Annotated in this window: 19 protein-coding genes, 1 tRNA gene and 1 pseudogene; 19 read left to right on the forward strand and 2 right to left on the reverse strand. The window is 42.6% G+C overall.

The genetic code is table 11. The features are described 5' to 3' along the window. Positions 1 to 22: 22 nt before the first annotated feature. The 18 genes and pseudogenes from A4V03_RS10900 to A4V03_RS10985 all read left to right on the forward strand — a co-directional run bounded on the left by A4V03_RS10900 (position 23) and on the right by A4V03_RS10985 (position 15,608). Positions 23 to 637 (forward strand): TetR/AcrR family transcriptional regulator, encoded by a 615-nt coding sequence (locus tag A4V03_RS10900; protein WP_016274269.1) that lies wholly within the window; start codon positions 23 to 25, stop codon positions 635 to 637. A 97-nt stretch (positions 638 to 734) separates the two neighbouring features. Further along, on the forward strand, positions 735 to 1,841 hold the full coding sequence (locus tag A4V03_RS10905; RefSeq protein ID WP_065540384.1) for a tyrosine-type recombinase/integrase: 1,107 nt from the start codon (positions 735 to 737) through the stop codon (positions 1,839 to 1,841). A gap of 67 nt (positions 1,842 to 1,908) precedes the next feature. Then, a complete protein-coding gene (locus tag A4V03_RS10910; protein ID WP_065538022.1) occupies positions 1,909 to 2,241 on the forward strand; it encodes a hypothetical protein in 333 nt (110 codons plus the stop codon). Between the two features lie 44 nt (positions 2,242 to 2,285). Further along, entirely contained in the window at positions 2,286 to 2,678 is a 393-nt protein-coding gene (locus A4V03_RS21665; RefSeq protein ID WP_065538903.1) for a hypothetical protein, read from the forward strand. A 76-nt stretch (positions 2,679 to 2,754) separates the two neighbouring features. Then, the gene (locus A4V03_RS10920; protein WP_065538904.1) at positions 2,755 to 3,333 is read left to right on the forward strand and encodes a hypothetical protein; all 579 of its coding nucleotides are present in this window, start codon (positions 2,755 to 2,757) and stop codon (positions 3,331 to 3,333) included. A gap of 116 nt (positions 3,334 to 3,449) precedes the next feature. Beyond that, positions 3,450 to 3,644 (forward strand): hypothetical protein, encoded by a 195-nt coding sequence (locus A4V03_RS10925; protein WP_016274261.1) that lies wholly within the window; start codon positions 3,450 to 3,452, stop codon positions 3,642 to 3,644. Between the two features lie 14 nt (positions 3,645 to 3,658). Next, complete coding sequence (locus A4V03_RS10930; RefSeq protein WP_016274260.1) at positions 3,659 to 4,117, forward strand: hypothetical protein; 459 nt, start codon at positions 3,659 to 3,661, stop codon at positions 4,115 to 4,117. Between the two features lie 28 nt (positions 4,118 to 4,145). Further along, positions 4,146 to 4,988: a helix-turn-helix domain-containing protein gene (locus tag A4V03_RS10935; RefSeq protein ID WP_065540385.1), complete on the forward strand. Its 843-nt coding sequence runs from the start codon at positions 4,146 to 4,148 to the stop codon at positions 4,986 to 4,988. Between the two features lie 31 nt (positions 4,989 to 5,019). Next, entirely contained in the window at positions 5,020 to 5,922 is a 903-nt protein-coding gene (locus tag A4V03_RS10940; RefSeq protein WP_065538905.1) for an RteC domain-containing protein, read from the forward strand. 104 nt (positions 5,923 to 6,026) lie between these two features. Then, positions 6,027 to 6,386 (forward strand): helix-turn-helix domain-containing protein, encoded by a 360-nt coding sequence (locus A4V03_RS10945; RefSeq protein WP_004329675.1) that lies wholly within the window; start codon positions 6,027 to 6,029, stop codon positions 6,384 to 6,386. After that, positions 6,349 to 7,140 (forward strand): annotated as a pseudogene (locus A4V03_RS10950) (toprim domain-containing protein); the annotation flags it as partial. The gene A4V03_RS10945 and the pseudogene A4V03_RS10950, both read left to right, overlap by 38 nt. Before the next feature lie 387 nt (positions 7,141 to 7,527). Next, the gene (locus A4V03_RS10955) at positions 7,528 to 8,811 is read left to right on the forward strand and encodes a site-specific integrase (RefSeq protein WP_065540386.1); all 1,284 of its coding nucleotides are present in this window, start codon (positions 7,528 to 7,530) and stop codon (positions 8,809 to 8,811) included. A 65-nt stretch (positions 8,812 to 8,876) separates the two neighbouring features. Further along, on the forward strand, positions 8,877 to 10,166 hold the full coding sequence (locus A4V03_RS10960) for a PDDEXK nuclease domain-containing protein (protein ID WP_065538906.1): 1,290 nt from the start codon (positions 8,877 to 8,879) through the stop codon (positions 10,164 to 10,166). Positions 10,167 to 10,177: 11 nt separating this feature from the next. Continuing rightward, positions 10,178 to 11,203, forward strand: a complete 1,026-nt coding sequence (locus tag A4V03_RS10965; protein ID WP_065538907.1) for a hypothetical protein — start codon at positions 10,178 to 10,180, stop codon at positions 11,201 to 11,203. 223 nt (positions 11,204 to 11,426) lie between these two features. After that, entirely contained in the window at positions 11,427 to 11,735 is a 309-nt protein-coding gene (locus tag A4V03_RS10970; RefSeq protein ID WP_071807672.1) for a DUF3853 family protein, read from the forward strand. A gap of 14 nt (positions 11,736 to 11,749) precedes the next feature. Continuing rightward, entirely contained in the window at positions 11,750 to 12,826 is a 1,077-nt protein-coding gene (locus A4V03_RS10975; protein ID WP_016269990.1) for an AAA family ATPase, read from the forward strand. Positions 12,827 to 13,038: 212 nt separating this feature from the next. After that, a complete protein-coding gene (locus A4V03_RS10980; RefSeq protein ID WP_065540388.1) occupies positions 13,039 to 13,995 on the forward strand; it encodes a toprim domain-containing protein in 957 nt (318 codons plus the stop codon). A 209-nt stretch (positions 13,996 to 14,204) separates the two neighbouring features. After that, the gene (locus A4V03_RS10985) at positions 14,205 to 15,608 is read left to right on the forward strand and encodes a mobilization protein (RefSeq protein WP_065538908.1); all 1,404 of its coding nucleotides are present in this window, start codon (positions 14,205 to 14,207) and stop codon (positions 15,606 to 15,608) included. Between the two features lie 100 nt (positions 15,609 to 15,708). On the opposite strand, the gene A4V03_RS10990 is transcribed toward A4V03_RS10985, so the two are convergent. Further along, entirely contained in the window at positions 15,709 to 17,667 is a 1,959-nt protein-coding gene (locus A4V03_RS10990) for an exonuclease domain-containing protein (RefSeq protein ID WP_048927844.1), read from the reverse strand. Positions 17,668 to 18,036: 369 nt separating this feature from the next. Beyond that, positions 18,037 to 18,121, reverse strand: a tRNA-Ser gene (locus A4V03_RS11000). Between the two features lie 239 nt (positions 18,122 to 18,360). On the opposite strand from A4V03_RS11000, the gene pflB reads away from it, so the two are divergent. Next, a complete protein-coding gene (gene pflB, locus A4V03_RS11005; RefSeq protein ID WP_065538910.1) occupies positions 18,361 to 20,589 on the forward strand; it encodes a formate C-acetyltransferase in 2,229 nt (742 codons plus the stop codon). The last annotated feature ends 5 nt before the right edge of the window (positions 20,590 to 20,594 follow it).

Below are 20,594 nucleotides of genomic sequence, written 5' to 3' on the forward strand. Positions count from 1 at the left end.
AACCAATTAAAAACTAACATGTATGATAATAACTAACCGTGAAGAAGTAATAGATAAAGCGTTCGGCGTATTTGTCAGGATGAACTACGAGAAAGCAAGTATCATCACGCTTGCCAAAGCCTGCGGGGTGACAAAAACGGGTATCGTTTATTATTTTCCGCACAAGCTGGATTTGTTCATGGCTGTGGCGGACAAATACGTGTTAAAAATGCACGAACCGGGAAACAAGTTTGCCACTCCTGCCGATACGTTGGCAGAGTTCATCGGTCAATACGTGGCGGGGGTAGCCGCTTCCATGAAAAGGATTGTTGAACTGATTGGCGACAATGGCGACCCGCATGATTGTAGCCCCAACTTCTACTACTTTCATTTCCTGTCACAAGTGCGTATGTACTATCCGGGCATCAGGCAGAAAATCGAAAGGATGTTCAGCCACGACCATGACCTGTGGGCGAAAGTCGTGCAGAAAGCAAAAGACAGCGGGGAAATCAGGAGCGACACGGACGTGAAGAAAACGGCTACCATGTTCCGGCAAATGTTTTTAGGACTGTCATACGAACAAGCATTTCTGAACGGTTTGAACGTGGACGAACTGGCAGAAAACTTTCGCTATATCTATTCGCTGCTTAAAGCCTGATACAGTTTTGTTTTTTTAACTTCCATTATTTTTGAACGCATGTTCAAAATGTGGCGTTTTTGTTTTATCTTTGGAGCATGAAGCAAAATTCAGCGACATGGATAAGGTTCAGAAACAAAGAGGAAGCATCGTGCTACACAAAGAAACAAGGGACGGTGCAGACTACATACGGGTAGAATATGCGAACAGTCAGGCTGTCGCCCGACTGCTCGCCCAAGACACGGGCATGAAAATGGCTGGCAACGGTTCTGCATACATAGCGTCAGCCGCTTTCAGCCTGCCGGATTTCTACGACCGCTATTCACCCCACGCCTATATTGATTACAGCCGGGTTTACGTGCGGCATCCCAAACCCAAAAGGGAATACACACTGCCAAAAGGCTATCTCGAACTGCTGGAACAAAAGCGTTACAGCCCTTCGACCGTCAAAACATACCGTGCCTATTTCAGCGATTTCATGGAATATCACAAGGGACGGAACATCGACCGCCTGAAAGTGCCGGACATCAACAAGTACATACTCTATCTTGTGAACGAGAAGAAAATCTCGGTGTCGCAACAGAATATGCGCATCAATGCTATCAAGTTCTATTACGAGCAGGTGAAAGGCGGCAAACGGCAATACTACGGCGGTATCACCCGTGCCAAAGAGTACAAGAGCCTGCCCGAAGTGTTGAGCAAGAATGAAATTAAGCGCATCCTTGCACAAATTTCCAACATCAAGCATCACTGCATGATTTCATTGGTTTACTCTGCCGGACTTAGAAGAAGCGAATTGCTTAACCTGACCCCGCAGGACATCAACAGCGAAACAATGTCGGTTCGCATCATGGGCAAGGGGAAGAAATGCCGTTATTCGCTCCTTTCGCCCAAGTTGCTGGAAGAACTACGGCACTACTTCCGGGAATATCGTCCACAAAAATGGTTGTTTGAAGGCGAAACACCCGGAGAGCAATATTCGGCAAGTGCATTGGTGAAAGTGCTGAAAGAAGCCGCACATCGTGCAGGCATCAAACACCGGGTACACGTACACATGCTGCGTCACTCCTTTGCCACACACTTGTTGGAACAGGGAACAGACCTGCACACGATACAGGAATTGCTGGGACATAACGACATCAAGACCACAACCATTTATCTTCATGTGTCAAGTGCCCATAAAGCAAAAATCCCTAATCCTCTTGATACACTGGATAATTCGTGAGGTGCAGTTATAGGAATGTAGGAACGACACCATAAGGTGCGGTTATAAATAAATTATATGTAACAGTATGGAATATCACGATAAAGAAATAACATCAATTGCATACCAAAAAGATGATGCAACACTAATCTTTACTATATCAAACATTCGTTTGGTTTGTAAAGGTGTTGAATGGTGGGAATTATCTTCTTTTGATATTCAAAATGTTATATTTGAACTCAATATCTTCACGAACGCCAACATACCAGCCTATCTGATTGGCGAGTATAGTTGGGTGAAGAATTATCAATCAAAAGATACTTTGAAGTTCATTCATATAGATTCATCTGTTGGTATGAATGGAATGATAGTAGCCAGTGATATTCAAGAAATACATATAACGACGAAAGATAGCATCTGACGATGCTCCTTTCTAACCATTACTAACAATACGAATAACTCTTTATGATAAAATTCATTTTAGATGCGATGTATTATCAGATATTCATATTTAATAGGGATAAATTTATATTGGAAAATCCACATGAGCGGACGATACAGATAATATGTGGAATATTATTTCTTCCTGTTATAGTATTGACATATCTACTGATAGAGGAGAATTTCAATTATAAAACCCCTTTTGTGTTTTTCATCATAATCTATATTTTATTATATAAGACATTCTGTTCGTATTATATAAAAGGGAAAAAAGGTATGGAAATTATAAGAAGTAAACCTCTGATATTTAATAGTCAAAAGATTTCTTCCTTCATATCATGGATGATTTATCCCATTTTGGTTGTATTACTTTATTTTATAATAACACATCGTCATTGGCTAAAAGTTATACAATAAAGATTTAATAAGTTAGTAACGACGAAAGATAGCATCTGACGATGCTCCTTTCTAACCATTAGCTGTAATTAATGACATGAAAATCTATGAGAATAAAATATTGAGAATACTTGGATTTATTTTTATTTGGATTTATGTATTCGGTGTGGGCATTTGCTTTGCTGCAAAATGGTATGCTATTGGAATATCGGGAGCTATCTTATTGGCTGTTTGGTTGAATTCCGGACTTATTGGTGATACCATTTATAAATATAGAGTAAAACAGGCTACAAAACAAATAAAAAGGCATGGAATACAATTATTTGTTGATTTAAACCAATGTAAAGTCACTACACAGAAATGGAATACCAAGAAATCAAGGATGCAAGAGCCTATCTTTCGGATATTCCATACATGGGAAATCCAATTTTGGAATGGTGTCAGTGGCTATTTATTCCCTGACATTTATCATAGTGAACAAATTGTGTCCACTACAATATGCACCGTAACGTACACAACCAAATACAATGGAAAGACAAAAACATTTCGCAGTGATGCAATCTTGAAGGAAAAAGTTTCATTGGAAATGCTATTGCAACACTATGGAATGACGAAGATTTACATAAATCCGAAGAATGACAATCAATATTATTTTGATTTAGATTTTCTAAAATAGATACAGCTAACAACGCAGGATAACGGATAAGCCGTTTCTATGCTGAACCATTAGCAACTTTTTATTTGTTGCTTAGTAGCGTATGAGGGAATACAATTTGAAAAGTAAAAATAATTATGAGCTATATTACAGCGGAAAGATTGGGAAAAGTTCTTATATGGGCATGGAACAAGTATGTGAAGAAAACCGCCATTCCTTACAAGAAGATTGACTTTCATTATTCGGATTGGGTCTTTCTCCTGACAGGTCTTGTCTTTTTTGGAATTGTGCTGGGTATTACCCTGCTTCATTTTGCATTTTGGAGAACATAATTCATCGAATATATATGAGTAAAGGAATAAAAAAGACAGATAACTATTTTGAACGAGTGAAGCAACGTGCCAACCGGACGAATTACAGATACTATTTTTTTGACTACCTATATTTCAAGGGAGAGGTTTGGGGCAAGAAAATAGGACGGATGTCAGGTTTTATACTGCTGTTTTGGTATTGGTGGTGGGTAGTAGTTCTGCCCGGCAACTTTCTCCTGATTAACAGTGTACCGGAATGGTCGTCCTTACATCTTGGCTATTTAGGTGCAATGTTTTTGCTTATTTGTATATTTATTCTTGCACGATACAGGAAAGCCCGTGTACAGGCATTGTTGAACCGCTACCGCCGCTCTAAGCATATCAGCGCAGTACAGGCATATTTTCTGTTCCTGCTGCCCTTTGTACTTTTCTTCTTAGAAACATGGCTGTTCGATGAATGGGGTTGGACGGATTGCGTGAGGTGGAACAAATGATATGTCATTCATATATAAAACATCAGATATGGAACAACGGATTACATCATTATTGCTTCCCGCTCCCGAAGTGGAGCTGGAAGCGTCCTGCAAGGAACTGGACGAAAAGGTAACATGGCTGCTGCACAACGGCCGGAAAATGGACAACTACTTGGAACTTGAACCGTTCAGCAAGGACGTGCGGCTGTGCGCCCACGTGTGCGACACGCTCAAAAGCCTGCCGGAAACACCGACACTGGCAGCATACAAGGACTACAAGGCAATCATCATCCTGCTGGGTATATCCACCACACATTACGCCATACTGGACGAACTGGCGGAACAGCACCGCAAGCGGGACGACATACCCGAACTGACCGCCTACTGCGATGCGCTCCACTGGATGCGACCGGGACGGCAGTACCTCTGCAACGTGTACAACACGGTATGCCACGCTTTCCACCTGCTGCGGAGAAACCCGGTAAGGGACAACCGCCTGCTGGTGACGGAAAAGGAGCTGCGCCACGCCGAACGGATGTTGCCGGAACTGGGCAGGCAGACGTTCACCGAAATGGTACGTCTGAAAGGCTACATGGTCTATGATGCCGAGCAACTGGCGGACAAATGCGGCATGGAATACGGCTCGTTCCGGCGAAAGGTAAAGAAAATGACCGGGTACACGGCTAAGGAATGGGTGATAAAGGAACGGGTAAAGGATGTGGAACACTACCTGATGAACACAAACCTCACGCTTACCGAAGTGGCGTTCACCACCGGGTTCGCATCGACATCGAACCTGAACGACTTCTGCAAGGCGTATCTTTTAGATACCCCCGGAGAAATACGCAGAAAAGCGCAGGAAACAAGAAAATGCACAGTTACAAGAACGTAATGTGAAAAATCAAGAATAAAACAGATTTTTTATGCCCGTAACTTTGTGCTTCATAAAAGATAAGCACAAGGTTATGGAACATAAGATACTGTTGGAAACATACTTCGTCGGACTGCTTCAAAAAGTGGAATGGCAGATACAGGAATACGAGGACACCGCAGCGGACACGCTGACGCTCTGCCGCCTGTGCGTGGACTACCTGCAAGAGATACTGGGCGAACTCAAAACCTTTATAATCTCCTACCCGTTCGCCAGCACGGAAGAAGAAATACACTTCTTCAAGGAACTGAAACCGCTTTTAGCAAGCAAAATCATCTATTACAACACCGTTTACAAGATAGAGGTGCGCTTTCCCAGCGGCAGCGAGGACGTGCAGCGGGACTACCTGCTGTCGGAAACCGACCGGATTTCAAAGTCGTTCCAGCGGAACTTGGCGTTCTACCAGTACCACCGCACGAAAGCCACCTACTTGGACAGGCAGTATTTCATGCGTGGGAAGCCTGACATACAAATCATTGTGGACAGTTTCTATTACGAAACAGACCCACAGTTCAGCACCAGTCACGACTTCAAGGTAGCAAAGATTTTAGCCAACGAACTGCTGGAAATATACCTCACCAACCGCCTGCACGAGCTGGAACGCCGGGAACAGCGCAAGCGGGTGAAGAACGGCTTCACGGGAAAGGTGCTGCGCTGGACGGGGACGAAAAGGGCGTTGGTGGAGCTTGTCTATGCACTGGACGCCTGCGGCTGTCTGAACAAGGGAACGGTTGATATAAAGGAGATTGTAGCCTATTTTGAATATGTTTTCGACATCGACCTCGGCGACTTCTACCACACCTACATGGAACTAAAAGCCAAGACCAAAGACCGCACGGGCTTCCTCTCCACCCTGAAAGACAGGTTGCTGCTGCGCATGAGGGAGCAGGATTAGGCAACCGTTCTTTAACAAAATTTATTTCGCCACAGGTGGGTTCGCCTGTGGCGTTTTATTTTTCAGGACACCCGAACTTTGCGGCAAATCAATTAGTTACCATTATGGAAATAATAACATTCGAGTCCAAAGCCTACAAGGAGCTGGACAATAAGATTACCGCCATTGCCGACTACATCTTCAACCATGTGGAAACGGCAAGACAAAGCGAGGAAGATATGTGGGTGGACAGCTACGAGGTCTGCACGTTCCTGAAAATAAGCGAAAAGACCCTGCAACGCCTGCGGGTGTCGGGGACTATCGCCTATTCCAACATCAGGGGACGCTACTTCTACAAGGTCAGCGAGATACGCCGGATGCTGGAAGAACGCCTGATAAGGAGCAACAAGGAGAACATCGACAACCTGATAACCAACCACCAGTTGTATGCTAAGGAAAGAGGAAATCTTAGAAAGGACAAGTAACGGGCTGGCGGTGTTCAAACACTACCTGCCCGGAAACTGGCGCATAGGTCGCAACTTCCTTAACCCGCTGTACGAGGACAGCAAGGCTTCCTGCAACATCTATTTCGACCGCCGGGGCGGTATCTACAAGATGAAAGACTTCGGCAACGACAGTTACAGCGGCGACTGCTTCTTCCTCGTGGGGCAGTTAAAGGGGCTGGACTGCAACCGGGCGGCTGACTTCGTGGAAATACTGGAAATCATCGACCGGGATTTGGGCTTGGGGCTGGCTTCCGGCACCCCGGTTTCCATTCCCCCGGCAACCGTCCGCCGGGCAGAGCCGGACAAACCCGAAGAAACGCCCGAAAAGCCTGTCAAGCCCTACCAGTTCCGGGAACAGAAGTTCCCGCTTGCCGAACTGGTGTACTGGCAACAGTACGGCATCACGCCCGAACTGCTGGAACATTACAAGGTCTGCTCGCTCCGGGAATACAATAGTGAAACGACAGAGGGGAAGCCGTACACCTACATTTCATCGGTGGCAGAACCCATGTACGGCTACAAGGGCAAACAGCACATCAAGCTGTACCGCCCGTTCTCCACGCCCCGCTTCCTCTATGGCGGCAGCTTCGGCGAGAACTATTGTTTCGGACTGGAGCAACTGCCCGCCAAAGGTGACACGCTCTTTATCACGGGTGGCGAGAAAGACGTACTTTCACTGGCGGCGCATGGTTTTCACGCTATCTGCTTCAACAGCGAAACGGTGACGATACCAACTATGGACTAATCAAGTCATTTTCAGGTCATTTGAGGACAAATCGTTACCGTTTTTGTCCGGCGGGGAATAGGTAACGATTTAGTAACGAAACTTTGTCTTTTACCGTACTTTTGAAGTCTTGGAAGCTGGACTTTCGGGTAATAAAAAAAGCCACAAATCATTGATTTGTAGCTTTTTGTTCGCTTACTGACCATTTCTGTCCAGTAAGTTCAGCGGAGAGACAGGCTCCAGAACCTACGCTTTCAGAAAATATCATAAAATTGCAAATCACTGATAATCATATATTATCTACAATGAAGAGTAAATCTAAATCTTTCTAAATGCCTTTTGCTATTTCAATTTTTGGGTGTATATTTGGGTGTAGAATTTCAAACGCACCCAATTATGAATATCAAACGTAACATCATTTTTGCATTGGAGAGCCGGAAGAAGAACGGTGTGCCAATCGTAGAGAACGTGCCTATCCGTATGCGTGTCATATACGCAAGCCAACGCATCGAGTTTACAACAGGCTACCGGATTGACGTAGCCAAATGGGATGCCGACAAACAACGGGTAAAGAACGGATGCACCAACAAGCTGAAACAAAGCGCATCCGAAATCAATGCAGACTTGCTGAAATACTATGCCGAAATGCAAAACGTGTTCAAGGAGTTTGAGGTGCAGGAAACCATACCTACCACCCAGCAGCTAAAGGATGCATTCAATCTGCGGATGAAAGACAGCAGTGAAGAACAACAGGAAGAAGTACAGATTAGTTTTTGGGAAGTGTTCGATGAGTTTGTAAAAGAGTGTGGCAACCAGAATAATTGGACGGCATCCACCTATGAGAAATTTGCAGCGGTAAGAAATCACATCAAAGAGTTCAAGGAGGATGTAACCTTTGAATACTTCAACGAGTTCGGGCTGAACGAGTATGTTAATTTCTTGCGTGATAGAAAGGACATGAGAAACAGCACCATTGGTAAACAGATGGGGTTTCTCAAATGGTTCCTGCGTTGGAGCTTCAAAAAAGGGCATCATCAGAACATTGCATACGACGCATTCAAGCCCAAATTGAAAACAACCCCTAAAAAGGTAATATTCCTGACATGGGATGAACTGAACAAGCTGAAAGATTATCAAATACCGCATGACAAGCAGTATTTGGAACGTGTCAGGGATGTCTTTCTGTTCTGTTGCTTCACGAGCTTACGATATTCGGATGTCCGTAACTTGAAAAGAAGTGATATTAAGCCCGACCACATTGAAGTCACCACAGTCAAGACTGCGGACAGCCTGATAATCGAACTGAACGACCACAGCAAAGCCATTCTTGAAAAATACAAGGATGTTCATTTCGAGAACCACATGGCATTGCCCGTCATCAGCAATCAGAAGATGAACGATTATCTGAAAGAACTGGGTGAACTGGCGGAAATCAACGAGCCTGTACGGGAAACCTACTACAAGGGAAATGAGCGCATAGATGAAGTCACACCCAAATACGCATTGTTAAGTACCCATGCAGGAAGAAAGACTTTCATCTGTAATGCGTTGGCACTCGGAATTCCGGCGCCGGTGGTTATGAAATGGACTGGACACAGTGATTACAAAGCCATGAAGCCCTACATTGATATAGCGGATGACATCAGAGCAAACGCCATGAACAAGTTTAATCAACTATAAAAGTATCAATTAGTTTCATGGATTACCACCATTGAAGTATATTTGTATTCTGAAAATATCATAAGATGAGCAACAACGGACATAACATAGAAAAAACGAACTTTGACGCATTTATAAATGCTGTCGGTTCGGAAATACAACAGGCGCAAGTCCGGCTGATTACCGCTGCCAATGCGCAAATGTTGTTCCATTACTGGAAAATGGGCAACTATATTCTCTATCATCAGCAACTGCACGGATGGGGAAGCAAAACCATCAAACAGTTGGCAAAGGCTATCCGGCTAAATTTCCCTGAAAAGAAAGGCTATTCAGAACGCAACCTTACCTATATGTGTCAGTTTGCAAGAACATATCCATTGAGAGCATTGCAGAATTTCATTGATACGGATGCAAAGTTGATAGCTCCAAGCGTGAAGAAAATTGAAGATGAAGTACACTACTTAAACGATTCGCAATTTACGCAAGAGCCTCTTGCGCAAATTCAATCCATTGATAACAAAGAAATTATAATCACGCAAGAACCTCTTGCACAAATTCATAATGTTGCCAGAACCGTATCCGACATTTACCGTATGGAAATTAAGGATATAGAAAACATATTTATGGCATCACCTGTTGCAAGAACCAATTGGGCGAGCCATGTGATTATGCTTAACAGTTCGCTTCCATTGGGTGTAAGCTATTGGTACATGAAACAGTCCGTGGAAATGGGCTGGAGCAGCAATGTTCTTAAAATACAAATTGAAACCAATCTGTATAGCAGACAAATCAGCAACAACAAGATTAACAATTTCACAGCCACGCTTCCTGCACCGCAAAGCGACCTTGCCAATTACCTTCTAAAAGACCCATACATCTTTGACTTGGCTGGAACTAAGGAAAAGGCGGACGAAAGGGACATAGAAGAACAACTGGTTAAGCACGTCACACGTTACTTGCTGGAAATGGGAAATGGCTTTGCTTTCGTTGCCCGACAGAAGCATTTTCAAATTGGTAACAGCGATTTCTATGCAGACTTGATTCTGTATTCCATCCCCCTGCACGCATACATTGTAGTAGAATTAAAGGCTACCCCATTCAAACCGGAGTATGCGGGGCAACTGAACTTCTACATCAATGTAGTGGATGACAAACTGAGGGGAGAGCATGACAACAAGACTATCGGGTTGTTGCTGTGCAAGGGGAAAGACGAAGTTGTAGCGCAATACGCATTGACAGGCTACGACCAGCCGATAGGCATCAGCGATTACCAGTTAAGCAAGGCTATACCTGAAAACTTAAAATCGGCTCTGCCAAGTATAGAGGAAGTGGAGGAAGAACTGACTTCCTTTCTTGATAAAGATAAGAACCCGTAAACTAAGCGTATATGGCAGGAAAAATACAGATTATGATTCCCCAATATGGCGAACTCAACCGGATATACAGCGACTTTATAATCAGCCATGCTTTCTCTTTTGAAAGGCAGAAATTCATCACGGACTTCTACAAGCAATACAATGACACAAAATCTTTTGAAGCCGCCATCCTTGAACTGGTGCTTGACAAACCGAAAGAACAATATACTCTGGTCCTCAACAGCCTGAGAACCGAGATAGAGAAAAACATATTGATTTACGAAAAACATCCATTGTTTGATGATGAGATAATTTCTCGTGTGTGTTACAACTTCGCTGGCAGATATGACGCTGATATAGAAGCACAGCTGAGAGTTACACAAAATTTAAGCAAGCCTTTGAATGAAGCATACAACAGGTATGATTCCATTGGCTACAGGGTACATACGGCAGAAGAAGAAAAGCAAGCCGAAAAGGAGCATGAACGCTGCAAGGCTGAATATGAGAAGGAAAAAGAAGAACTGGACAGGCTTTATGAATTGGAAAGGCAGGCAAGAAAGGAATCTCTCCAATATATTGAGAACTGTTGCGGAGATATTTATAAACTGAGTTTCCATTTTATGGAAATATTGGCAAAATATATTCCCGTAGAAAAAGACAAGCCGGATGAACCGAGCAAGCAAGAGAAACAGCAGGATGCGCCAAAGGAGCAATCCGAATATTTCGATGCAGAATTACTTTCGCTTATTCATAAAGTCTGTGTGGGGGAACAGTTTGAAGATATTGCAACGCAGGACTTCTATGCCAACATGAACCTATCCTCCTGTAAAAAGGAATTAAAAATCAAGGCAAGGGAAAAGATACGGGTGTGTTACCTGATATTCCTGATGAGTGAAAGACTGCCCAAACAAGACAGGGATAAATGGAAGAATACAATCCTGAAACAGTTGGATATTGACGAGAACTACTACAAGTCAAAGTACAAGGAACCGGTGTCGGATTTTCCAAGTGACAGTAACCAGAAGTTCGCCAAAGAAATGGACGCAATATTCCGATAATCCGTGATACACCCTGATATTTTACGAAATTACCACTTTTACCACTCAAATTAATTTTTGAGTGGTATTTTTATTATCTGATATTCAGAGAAATAATAAAACATTCCATTTATACCAACCACATCCTTTCCACTCACTCCCCTATCTAATTTTGCATCGTTCGAGAACAGAGATAACAGCCAGTGCGCAGGGCTGATTGTTTAACGGCTAAATAGATTGAACGATGACAAATCTTCAAGAGTTATTATTAAAACCCGTCTGGCAGATGACAGGCGAAGAGTTCATATTCCTGAGCAAGCACGCTTCCGGTCAAACGGAAACGCAACCACGACCCGTTACGGACACAAAAAGAAAATATGTGTACGGAATACTGGGCATAGCCAAACTGTTCGGGTGCAGCCTGCCCACCGCCAACCGCATAAAGAAAAGCGGAAAGATAGACAAAGCCATTACGCAAATAGGGCGCAAGATTATCGTGGATGCGGAACTTGCCCTTGAACTGGCAGGAAAGAAAACCGGAGGACGGAAATAACGGGAGGAATGGCTATGGACTACATGAAAGAGTTTAAGGACATATCGGCAGAAGAAGCCGTAATCCTTTGGCAAGCCTCACGTTTGAGCCTGTCGAAAAGTTATGAGAAAGCACCCGAAATCCTCAAAGTGCATGGTTCTGTCATTGGGACATTGGGCAATTTCAGCGCATCCATCGGCAAAGCCAAAAGTAAAAAGACATTCAATGTTTCGGCTATTGTAGCCGCCGCATTGAAGAATGGCACAGTGTTGCGGTATGTAGCGGAACTCTCCGACGGGAAGCGGAAAGTGCTTTATGTTGATACGGAGCAAAGTCCTTATCATTGCCTGAAAGTCATGAAACGCATTTTACGGATGGCTGACTTGCCTGATGACAGGGATAATGAGAACCTTGAGTTTCTCGCCTTGAGAAAATACACACCTGAACAGCGTATCAGGATTGTCGAACAGGCTATCTATAATACGCCCGACATTGGTCTTGTAATCATAGACGGCATCCGTGACATGGTATATGACATCAACAGCCCCGGCGAATCCACACGCATCATATCCAAACTGATGCAGTGGACGGACGACAGGCAGATACATATCCATACGATACTGCACCAGAACAAAGGGGATGAGAATGCGAGAGGGCATATCGGCACGGAGTTGAACAATAAGGCGGAAACCGTATTGCTGGTGGAAAAAGACAAAAGCAACGGAGATATAAGCAATGTTTCAGCCATGCACATCCGGGCAATGGATTTCGAGCCTTTTGCCTTTCGTATCAATGACAGTGCCTTGCCTGAACTCATAGAGGGTTACAAACCCGAAGCGAAGAAACCGGGAAGACCGGAAGAGGAAAAGTTCGACCCTTACAGGCATATTACCGAGCAGCAGCACCGTATCGCATTGGAAGCCGTTTTCGGGCTGAAAGAGGAATACGGTTACAAGGAACTGGAAGATGCCTTAATCAAAAGCTATACGTCAATAGGTGTAAAGCTGAACCATCAAAAGGCGGTACCGCTCATCACCATGCTTCGCAACAAACGGATGATAGTGCAGGAGAACGGCAGAAAATACACATTCATGCCCGACTTCCACTATTAACCCGTTACCTGCACTCGCTTCACTTTATTCTATGGGTCTATATATTAAGGATAAAGCGAAGTGATGCAAGGAATGGATAAACCGCTTCACTTTATTGCCGTACTCTATATATACGACAATTTAGTGAAGTGGTTATATAGACCGTACTTCTTAAAATGGTACGGGCGAAAAGAAAAATAAATCAATTCATTAACTACTCAAACAATTATCTTATGGATATACAGACAGCCAAGCAAATCAGGATAGCGGATTATCTGCACAGTTTGGGATATTCTCCCGTCAAACAACAGGGTATCAACCTATGGTATAAATCACCGTTAAGGGAAGAAACCGAAGCCTCGTTCAAGGTAAATACCGAGCGCAACCAATGGTATGATTTTGCACTCGGCAAAGGCGGCGGCATCATCGAACTGGCTTCACACTTATATGCTACTGACCATATACCTTATATATTGGAACGCATAGCGGAACAGACACCACATGTCCGTCCTGTTTCTTTTTCTTTTGGCAAGCAATCATTTTCCGAGCCAAGTTTTCAGCAACTGGAGATTGTACCGCTTTCTTCTCCTGCCCTACTCACCTATTTGCAGGAAAGGGGAATAAACATTGTACTGGCGAAAAGAGAATGCAGTGAAGCGCACTTCACCCATAACGGCAAACGGTATTTCGCCATCGCCTTTCCCAACGTGTCGGGTGGGCATGAAATCCGCAACCGATATTTCAAAGGTTGTATCGCACCAAAAGATATTTCCCACATCAGACAGCCGGGAACAGCGAGGGAAACGTGTTATGTGTTCGAGGGATTTATGGACTATCTTTCATTTCTTACTTTGAGATTGGAAAATTGCCCGAAATTTCCCGAACTGGACAGACAAGATTATATGGTATTGAACTCTGTATCGAATGTGAGCAAGGCTCTCTATCCGTTGGGTAGTTACGAGCGCATACATTGTTTCTTTGACAATGACCGTGCAGGGATGGAAGCACTCCGGCAAATCCGTATGGAATACGGCAGAGACTTATACATCCGTGACGCTTCGCAGACCTACAGCGGATGCAAGGACTTGAACGAATACCTACAGAAACAGGCTGAAAGAAACAGGCAAGTCCAGTCCGTAAGAGAGACGCACACCCAGCCACCGAAAAAGAAGAACGGCTTTCGGTTATAGCCCACTATAACTACACGCTCCGCTTCCGTAGTTGTGGGCTCTCCCGAAGGGATTAGGGCTTTGCCCTAATGACCCACTCAGGGCGTTTCACCCCTGAGAACCCCGAGCAAAGAGTGACCCTCTCTTTGCAATCTCCGCTTATGGGTTACCCCTAAGAACCCCGTTACGGAAGCGGACAAAGTAATCTAATGTAAACAAAAAAAGAAGCTATGGCAACAAAATCAAGCATACACATAAAGCCTTGCAACATCGCATCGAGTGAGGCGCATAACCGAAGGACTGACGAGTATATACGAAACATCGGGGTGTCCAAAATCTATGTTGTGTCCGAACTTTCTGCCGACAACGAACAATGGATAAACCCGAACTTCGGCACTCCCGAACTGCAAACGCACTATGACAATATCAAACGGATGGTCAAGGAAAAGACCGGACGTGCCATGCAGGAAAAAGAACGGGAACGCAAAGGAAAGAATGGTAAAATAATCAAGGTGGCAGGATGTTCACCTATCCGTGAGGGAGTGTTGCTCATCAGAGCGGACACCACATTGGCAGATGTGCGTGAATTTGGCGAAGAGTGCCAAAGACGCTGGGGCATCACGCCACTCCAAATATTCCTGCATAAGGACGAAGGACATTGGCTGGGTGAAAAACCTGACGCAGAAGACAAAGAGAGTTTTCAAGTGGGTGAAAAATGGTTTAAGCCGAATTATCATGCCCATATTGTTTTTGACTGGATGAACCACGATACAGGAAAGAGCCGTAAACTCAATGACGAGGATATGGCAAAAATGCAGACTTTGGCATCAGACATTCTAATGATGGAACGTGGGCAATCAAAAAATGTTACTGGCAAAGAACATCTGGAACGCAATGACTTCATCATTGAAAAACAGAAAGCCGAACTGCAACGCATAGATGCTGCAAAGCGGCATAAAGAACAACAGGTGGAACTTGCCGAACAGGAACTCAAACAGGTAAAATCGGAGATACGCACCGACAAGCTCAAAAGCGCAGCCACCGATGCTGCCACAGCCATAGCAAGCGGTGTAGGTTCTCTTTTCGGAAGTGGAAAGTTGAAAGAATTGGAGCGAACCAACGAAGATTTGCATCAAGAGGTTGCCAAACGTGATAAAGGTATTGACAACCTCAAAATCCAAATGCAGGAAATGCAAGAGCAACATGACAAACAGATACGCAATCTTCAAGGAATACACAGTCAAGAACTTGAAGCTAAAGACAGAGAAATATCACGGCTGAACACTCTGCTTGAAAAGGCATTCAAGTGGTTTCCGATGTTTAGAGAAATGTTGAGAATGGAAAGACTATGCGCTGTCATTGGGTTTACCAAAGATATGATAGATTGTCTTTTGACAAAGAAAGAAGCCATCAGATGCAATGGTAAGATTTATTCCGAGGAACATAAACGAAAGTTTGACATCAAGAACGATATTTTCAAGGTGGAGAAAAATCCAGCCGATAGCGGTAAACTTATGCTGACCATAAACAGACAGCCGATTGGAGAGTGGTTCAAAAAGCAGTTTGATAAGTTACGGCAAAGTTTACGAATATCAGCAGAAGAACCAAGAAAAAGCAGGGGATTCAAATTATAATTGTTTAAATCAGAAAATAAAAGTGCAATTCTGATTGTTTATGAATTGCACTTTTATTTCCTACGTGTAAACATAGTAGATATAACACATAACATCACTTCTAAAAATACAATTCATCATCCGTTCGATAGCCTGCCACATAAAACAAACCACAATTTTTACATTGCAATGTAAACTCCCAATCCCATTTAGGGAAGCTACAATAAGACGATTCCAACAAACCGCCACATTGACAACAATATTTATTTTCTGAAACAAAATTTAATTGAATTGGAGAGTTTTTACAGTATTTAACAATTCCTCTTTGAGATAATTCCCAAAAACATTCTGCCGTAGCTCTTACGTCATACAAGGAATTATGCATATTATCAAAATCTTTGTGAAATAAGTAATTGTACAATTCCTTTAAAGAAGGGTATTTGTACTTTCTATCAGCCATATTACTTTCAATTTTACACACATCTACAGTAGCCTTCATCGTACAAATAATACATATTCCATAAAACAGTAGATTTATATCATCCTTTGACAACTCTGTATAACGCAAGAGCTCACATTTAAGAACATTTATATCAAAATCCGCATTATGAACTACTATATAATGAACAGCTTTTAGCTGCTCCACGAAATATCTATAAAAATCTCGTCTATCCCATCCTTCTTCCTGTGCCCTATCATTAGTAATTCCATGAATAGAAACAGAAGCAGCAGGAATTGTGAAGCAATCTGGTTTCAATATATAATCAGACTCCTTCAATATATCATTATCATAACCTGAAAAGATTTGATAACTTATTTGAACTACGTACGGCCAGTTATCTATATTATCAAAAGACACGTTCAAATCTTGTGCCAGTCCTGTTGTTTCAATATCCAAAACAAGGATTACTGTCTGATATAAATCATAGCGTCTGACACTAGGTCCTATATTTGTCACTTTACAATGGATTATTTCTTCATAATTTAATGCTGTATTATAGCCAAATTCTTGCAAAGATGATAATAAGACCGAAGAAGATATCGTCTGTGGATCATTTTGAGGTAATCCACCAATAAAATTATAATTGAAACCATATCCAGACAAAGAAGGTGGCATTATTACATGACATTTCCATCTCAATTCTATTCGTTTAAAAACGTTTTTATATTTTTCATTTGGCTCAAAAACAATAAAACCTGCATTTTTAAAAAGCTTCTCTGCGTGGCTATTCATTAGTAAATTAGAAGGCAATTCTTCCACCTTTATCCAAACATGAAAACCATTATTACTTCCAGTACTAATAACCCAATCATATATGCCTTTAATGCCCAAAGATAATAAGACCTGTTTTACAAATTCAGTAGAAGAACAGCCATCAATATCAATGCACCTATACGAATTAGCACCAGAAAGGACACCAATACCTGTCGCGGAATTCCAAAAATAAGATTTCCATTCAATATTATTGTAACAATTCGTTATGTGTTTTCTTTTTCTAAAATAAGTAATAGGTCTTTTAAATTGTTGAACAAAATCATATTGTGACAATGTAAAGTCTGTATTTTCTGTTTTTATCAAATCCAGTTCATCTAAATGAAGTATTTGATAGCTTATCTTATTTGCAACTACATCTTTATATTCACAAATAACCGCATCAGTCCACCAATCCCAATCTTCAAACTTATCAGCCTTTATACGGGCAGAATTTCTAAAACAGAAATAATTACTAAACGGTAAAGCCGTAGCAACACTATCAGTTTCAGCATCCATACCACTTGACAAATTAATCGCCTCGTAAATTCTATTTACATCATTTTTTACTATATCAATTTTAAATATAGGTGAACAGTCTTTTTGACATTCAAATATCGCCCAAAGTATATTCTCCTTCAATCCAAGACTAATGTTATATATCTCATTATCATAATATTTACAGAAGTTTTGAAATGTAAACACACGCAAAACACCCTTATTTCCAAAATATCCATTTATGAATGTGACTTGAAATCCCATTGACTTATAAAAATGAGAATACAACGAGAATTTGTCTCTATTACAAATGATTGTGTTGCTTTGCATAACTTATGATATTTTATTTATGGAAAGTATCTCCAATTTATCCATTTCTATATTACATTTTAAATACTTAGCCAATTCTACTTTTATAGAATACTTAATATCCCGCATTTGCAGATTATTATTAGAAAAGTTTATATAATAAACACCAACAGTTCCATTCAGCTTATATTTAACCTCATATTCCATATCGTTTTTATTTTCAAAAATACTAATATTTTATATGTTTTCCAAGAAATGATTTATAATTATACCCAACTATGAGCCAGTGAAATATTAAATCTTAAATAAAACAAAAAACACCCAATTTTACATTCTTGGGTGTAAAATCGGGTGTTAATCTTATAAATCATTGAAATTCAATGATTATTGCGGAGAGACAGGGATTCGAACCCCGGGTACCTCGCAGTACAACGGTTTTCAAGACCGCCGCAATCGACCACTCTGCCACCTCTCCAAAACTCCTTTATCAGAAGTGCTTTCCGTTGAAAGCGGTGCAAAGGTACGAAGATATTTTAAACTTGCAAGAGTTTTCACAAAAAAAATCACGAAATCATTTCCAAAAAATAGTAATATCTAGGTATTTTATGTTGAGAAGCATAAAATAGAGCATATTTATGCTGATTATATGAAAAAACGTTGTAACTTTGTGCGCTTTAAAGAAAAGGATAACTACAACCTCTAATTTTATCATTTATGGAATTAAATAAGATCTTTAAAGACGGTCTTTGGAGCACAGAAATCAACGTAAGAGATTTCGTTAGTCACAACATCACTCCGTATTATGGAGATGCTTCTTTCCTCGAAGGACCTACCGAACGCACTAAAGCTGTATGGAACCGCTGCCTCGAAGCACTGGCAGAAGAAAGAGCCAATAACGGAGTACGCTCACTGGATAATGTCACCATCTCAACCATTACTTCTCATAAAGCCGGATATATCGACAAAGAAAACGAACTGATCGTCGGTCTGCAAACAGACGAACTTTTAAAACGTGCAATCAAACCTTTCGGAGGTATCAACGTGGTAAGCAAAGCCTGCCATGAAAACGGCGTGGAAGTGGACGACCGCGTAAAAGATATCTTCACTCACTACCGCAAGACGCACAATGACGGAGTATTTGACGTATATACCGAAGAAATCCGTTCGTTCCGTTCTCTGGGATTCCTCACCGGACTTCCTGACAACTATGCCCGCGGACGTATCATTGGCGACTACCGCCGTATGGCTCTCTATGGTATCGACCGACTGATTGAGGCAAAAAAAGAAGATTTGCGTAACCTTACTGGTCCGATGACCGAAGCCCGCATTCGCCTGCGCGAAGAAGTGGCAGAGCAAATCAAAGCATTGAAGGACATGAAGGTAATGGGCGAATACTACGGACTCGACTTGAGCCGTCCTGCCTACACCGCACAAGAAGCAGTACAATGGGTATACATGGCTTACCTTGCTGCCGTAAAAGAACAAGACGGTGCTGCCATGTCACTGGGTAACGTCTCTTCGTTCCTCGACATTTATATGGAATATGAATTGAGCAAAGGAACTATCACAGAATCATTCGCACAGGAGCTGATCGACCAGTTTGTCATCAAACTACGTATGGTGCGCCACCTGCGTATGCAATCTTACAACGACATCTTTGCCGGCGACCCGACATGGGTAACCGAATCTCTAGGCGGACGCCTCAACGACGGACGCACGAAGGTAACAAAGACTTCTTTCCGCTTCCTGCAAACACTCTACAACCTCGGTCCTTCACCAGAACCGAATCTGACTGTATTGTGGAGCCCGGAACTTCCGGAAGGATTCAAAGAATTCTGTGCAAAAGTATCTATCGACACTTCTTCCATCCAATATGAAAACGACGACCTGATGCGTGAAGTACGCCAGTCTGACGATTACGGAATCGCGTGCTGCGTATCTTATCAGGAAATCGGAAAACAAATCCAATTCTTCGGTGCACGTTGCAACCTGGCTAAAGCCCTGCTACTTGCCATCAACGGCGGACGTTGCGAAAACACCGGTACAGTAATGGTGAAAAATATCCCCGTACTGACAAGTGATGTCCTCAACTTCGAAGAAGTAATGAGCAACTACAAGAAGGTATTGACAGAAATCGCCCGTGTTTACAACGAAGCGATGAACATCATCCATTATATGCATGATAAGTATTACTACGAAAAAGCCCAAATGGCTCTTGTAGATACCAACCCACGCATCAATCTTGCTTACGGTGTAGCCGGACTTTCTATCGCCCTCGATTCACTGTCGGCCATCAAATATGCCAAAGTGACTGCACGCCGCAACGACATCGGCCTGACAGAAGGCTTCGACATTCAAGGCGAATTCCCTTGCTTCGGTAATGACAACGACAAAGTAGACCACTTGGGTGTTGACCTGGTCTATTTCTTCAGCGAAGAATTGAAGAAACTTCCGGTTTACAAAAATGCCCGTCCTACTTTATCTTTGCTCACTATCACTTCCAACGTAATGTATGGCAAGAAGACAGGTGCTACTCCCGACGGACGCGCCAAAGGTGTCGCTTTTGCTCCGGGAGCCAACCCAATGCACGGACGTGACAAGAACGGTGCCATCGCCTCTTTGAGTTCCGTAGCGAAATTGCGTTACCGCGACTCACAGGACGGTATCAGCAACACTTTCTCTATCGTTCCGAAATCATTGGGAGCTACTGAAGAAGATCGCGTAGAAAATCTGGTGACAATGATGGATGGTTACTTCACCAAAGGCGCTCACCACCTGAACGTGAACGTTCTGAACCGTGAAATGCTTTACGATGCCATGGAACATCCGGAAAAATATCCGCAACTCACCATCCGTGTTTCCGGTTATGCTGTAAACTTCGTGAAGTTGAGCCGCGAACATCAATTGGAGGTTATCAGCCGTAGCTTCCACGAACGTATGTAATCAGA

The organism is Bacteroides caecimuris, from assembly GCF_001688725.2.
Classification (GTDB): Bacteria; Bacteroidota; Bacteroidia; order Bacteroidales; family Bacteroidaceae; genus Bacteroides; species Bacteroides caecimuris.

Bases quoted from the DNA above. Each gene is read 5' to 3' on its own strand.
- A4V03_RS10920 (WP_065538904.1), top strand. From the start codon at position 2,755: ATGAAAATCTATGAGAATAAAATATTGAGAATACTTGGATTTATTTTT.
- A4V03_RS10935 (WP_065540385.1), top strand. From the start codon at position 4,146: ATGGAACAACGGATTACATCATTATTGCTTCCCGCTCCCGAAGTGGAG.
- A4V03_RS10905 (WP_065540384.1), top strand. From the start codon at position 735: ATGGATAAGGTTCAGAAACAAAGAGGAAGCATCGTGCTACACAAAGAA.
- A4V03_RS10965 (WP_065538907.1), top strand. From the start codon at position 10,178: ATGGCAGGAAAAATACAGATTATGATTCCCCAATATGGCGAACTCAAC.
- A4V03_RS10960 (WP_065538906.1), top strand. From the start codon at position 8,877: ATGAGCAACAACGGACATAACATAGAAAAAACGAACTTTGACGCATTT.
- A4V03_RS10940 (WP_065538905.1), top strand. From the start codon at position 5,020: ATGCCCGTAACTTTGTGCTTCATAAAAGATAAGCACAAGGTTATGGAA.
- A4V03_RS10945 (WP_004329675.1), top strand. From the start codon at position 6,027: ATGGAAATAATAACATTCGAGTCCAAAGCCTACAAGGAGCTGGACAAT.
- A4V03_RS21665 (WP_065538903.1), top strand. From the start codon at position 2,286: ATGATAAAATTCATTTTAGATGCGATGTATTATCAGATATTCATATTT.
- A4V03_RS10985 (WP_065538908.1), top strand. From the start codon at position 14,205: ATGGCAACAAAATCAAGCATACACATAAAGCCTTGCAACATCGCATCG.
- A4V03_RS10930 (WP_016274260.1), top strand. From the start codon at position 3,659: ATGAGTAAAGGAATAAAAAAGACAGATAACTATTTTGAACGAGTGAAG.
- A4V03_RS10900 (WP_016274269.1), top strand. From the start codon at position 23: ATGATAATAACTAACCGTGAAGAAGTAATAGATAAAGCGTTCGGCGTA.
- pflB (WP_065538910.1), top strand. From the start codon at position 18,361: ATGGAATTAAATAAGATCTTTAAAGACGGTCTTTGGAGCACAGAAATC.
- A4V03_RS10975 (WP_016269990.1), top strand. From the start codon at position 11,750: ATGGACTACATGAAAGAGTTTAAGGACATATCGGCAGAAGAAGCCGTA.
- A4V03_RS10925 (WP_016274261.1), top strand. From the start codon at position 3,450: ATGAGCTATATTACAGCGGAAAGATTGGGAAAAGTTCTTATATGGGCA.
- A4V03_RS10980 (WP_065540388.1), top strand. From the start codon at position 13,039: ATGGATATACAGACAGCCAAGCAAATCAGGATAGCGGATTATCTGCAC.
- A4V03_RS10990 (WP_048927844.1), bottom strand. From the start codon at position 17,667: ATGCAAAGCAACACAATCATTTGTAATAGAGACAAATTCTCGTTGTAT.
- A4V03_RS10970 (WP_071807672.1), top strand. From the start codon at position 11,427: ATGACAAATCTTCAAGAGTTATTATTAAAACCCGTCTGGCAGATGACA.
- A4V03_RS10910 (WP_065538022.1), top strand. From the start codon at position 1,909: ATGGAATATCACGATAAAGAAATAACATCAATTGCATACCAAAAAGAT.
- A4V03_RS10955 (WP_065540386.1), top strand. From the start codon at position 7,528: ATGAATATCAAACGTAACATCATTTTTGCATTGGAGAGCCGGAAGAAG.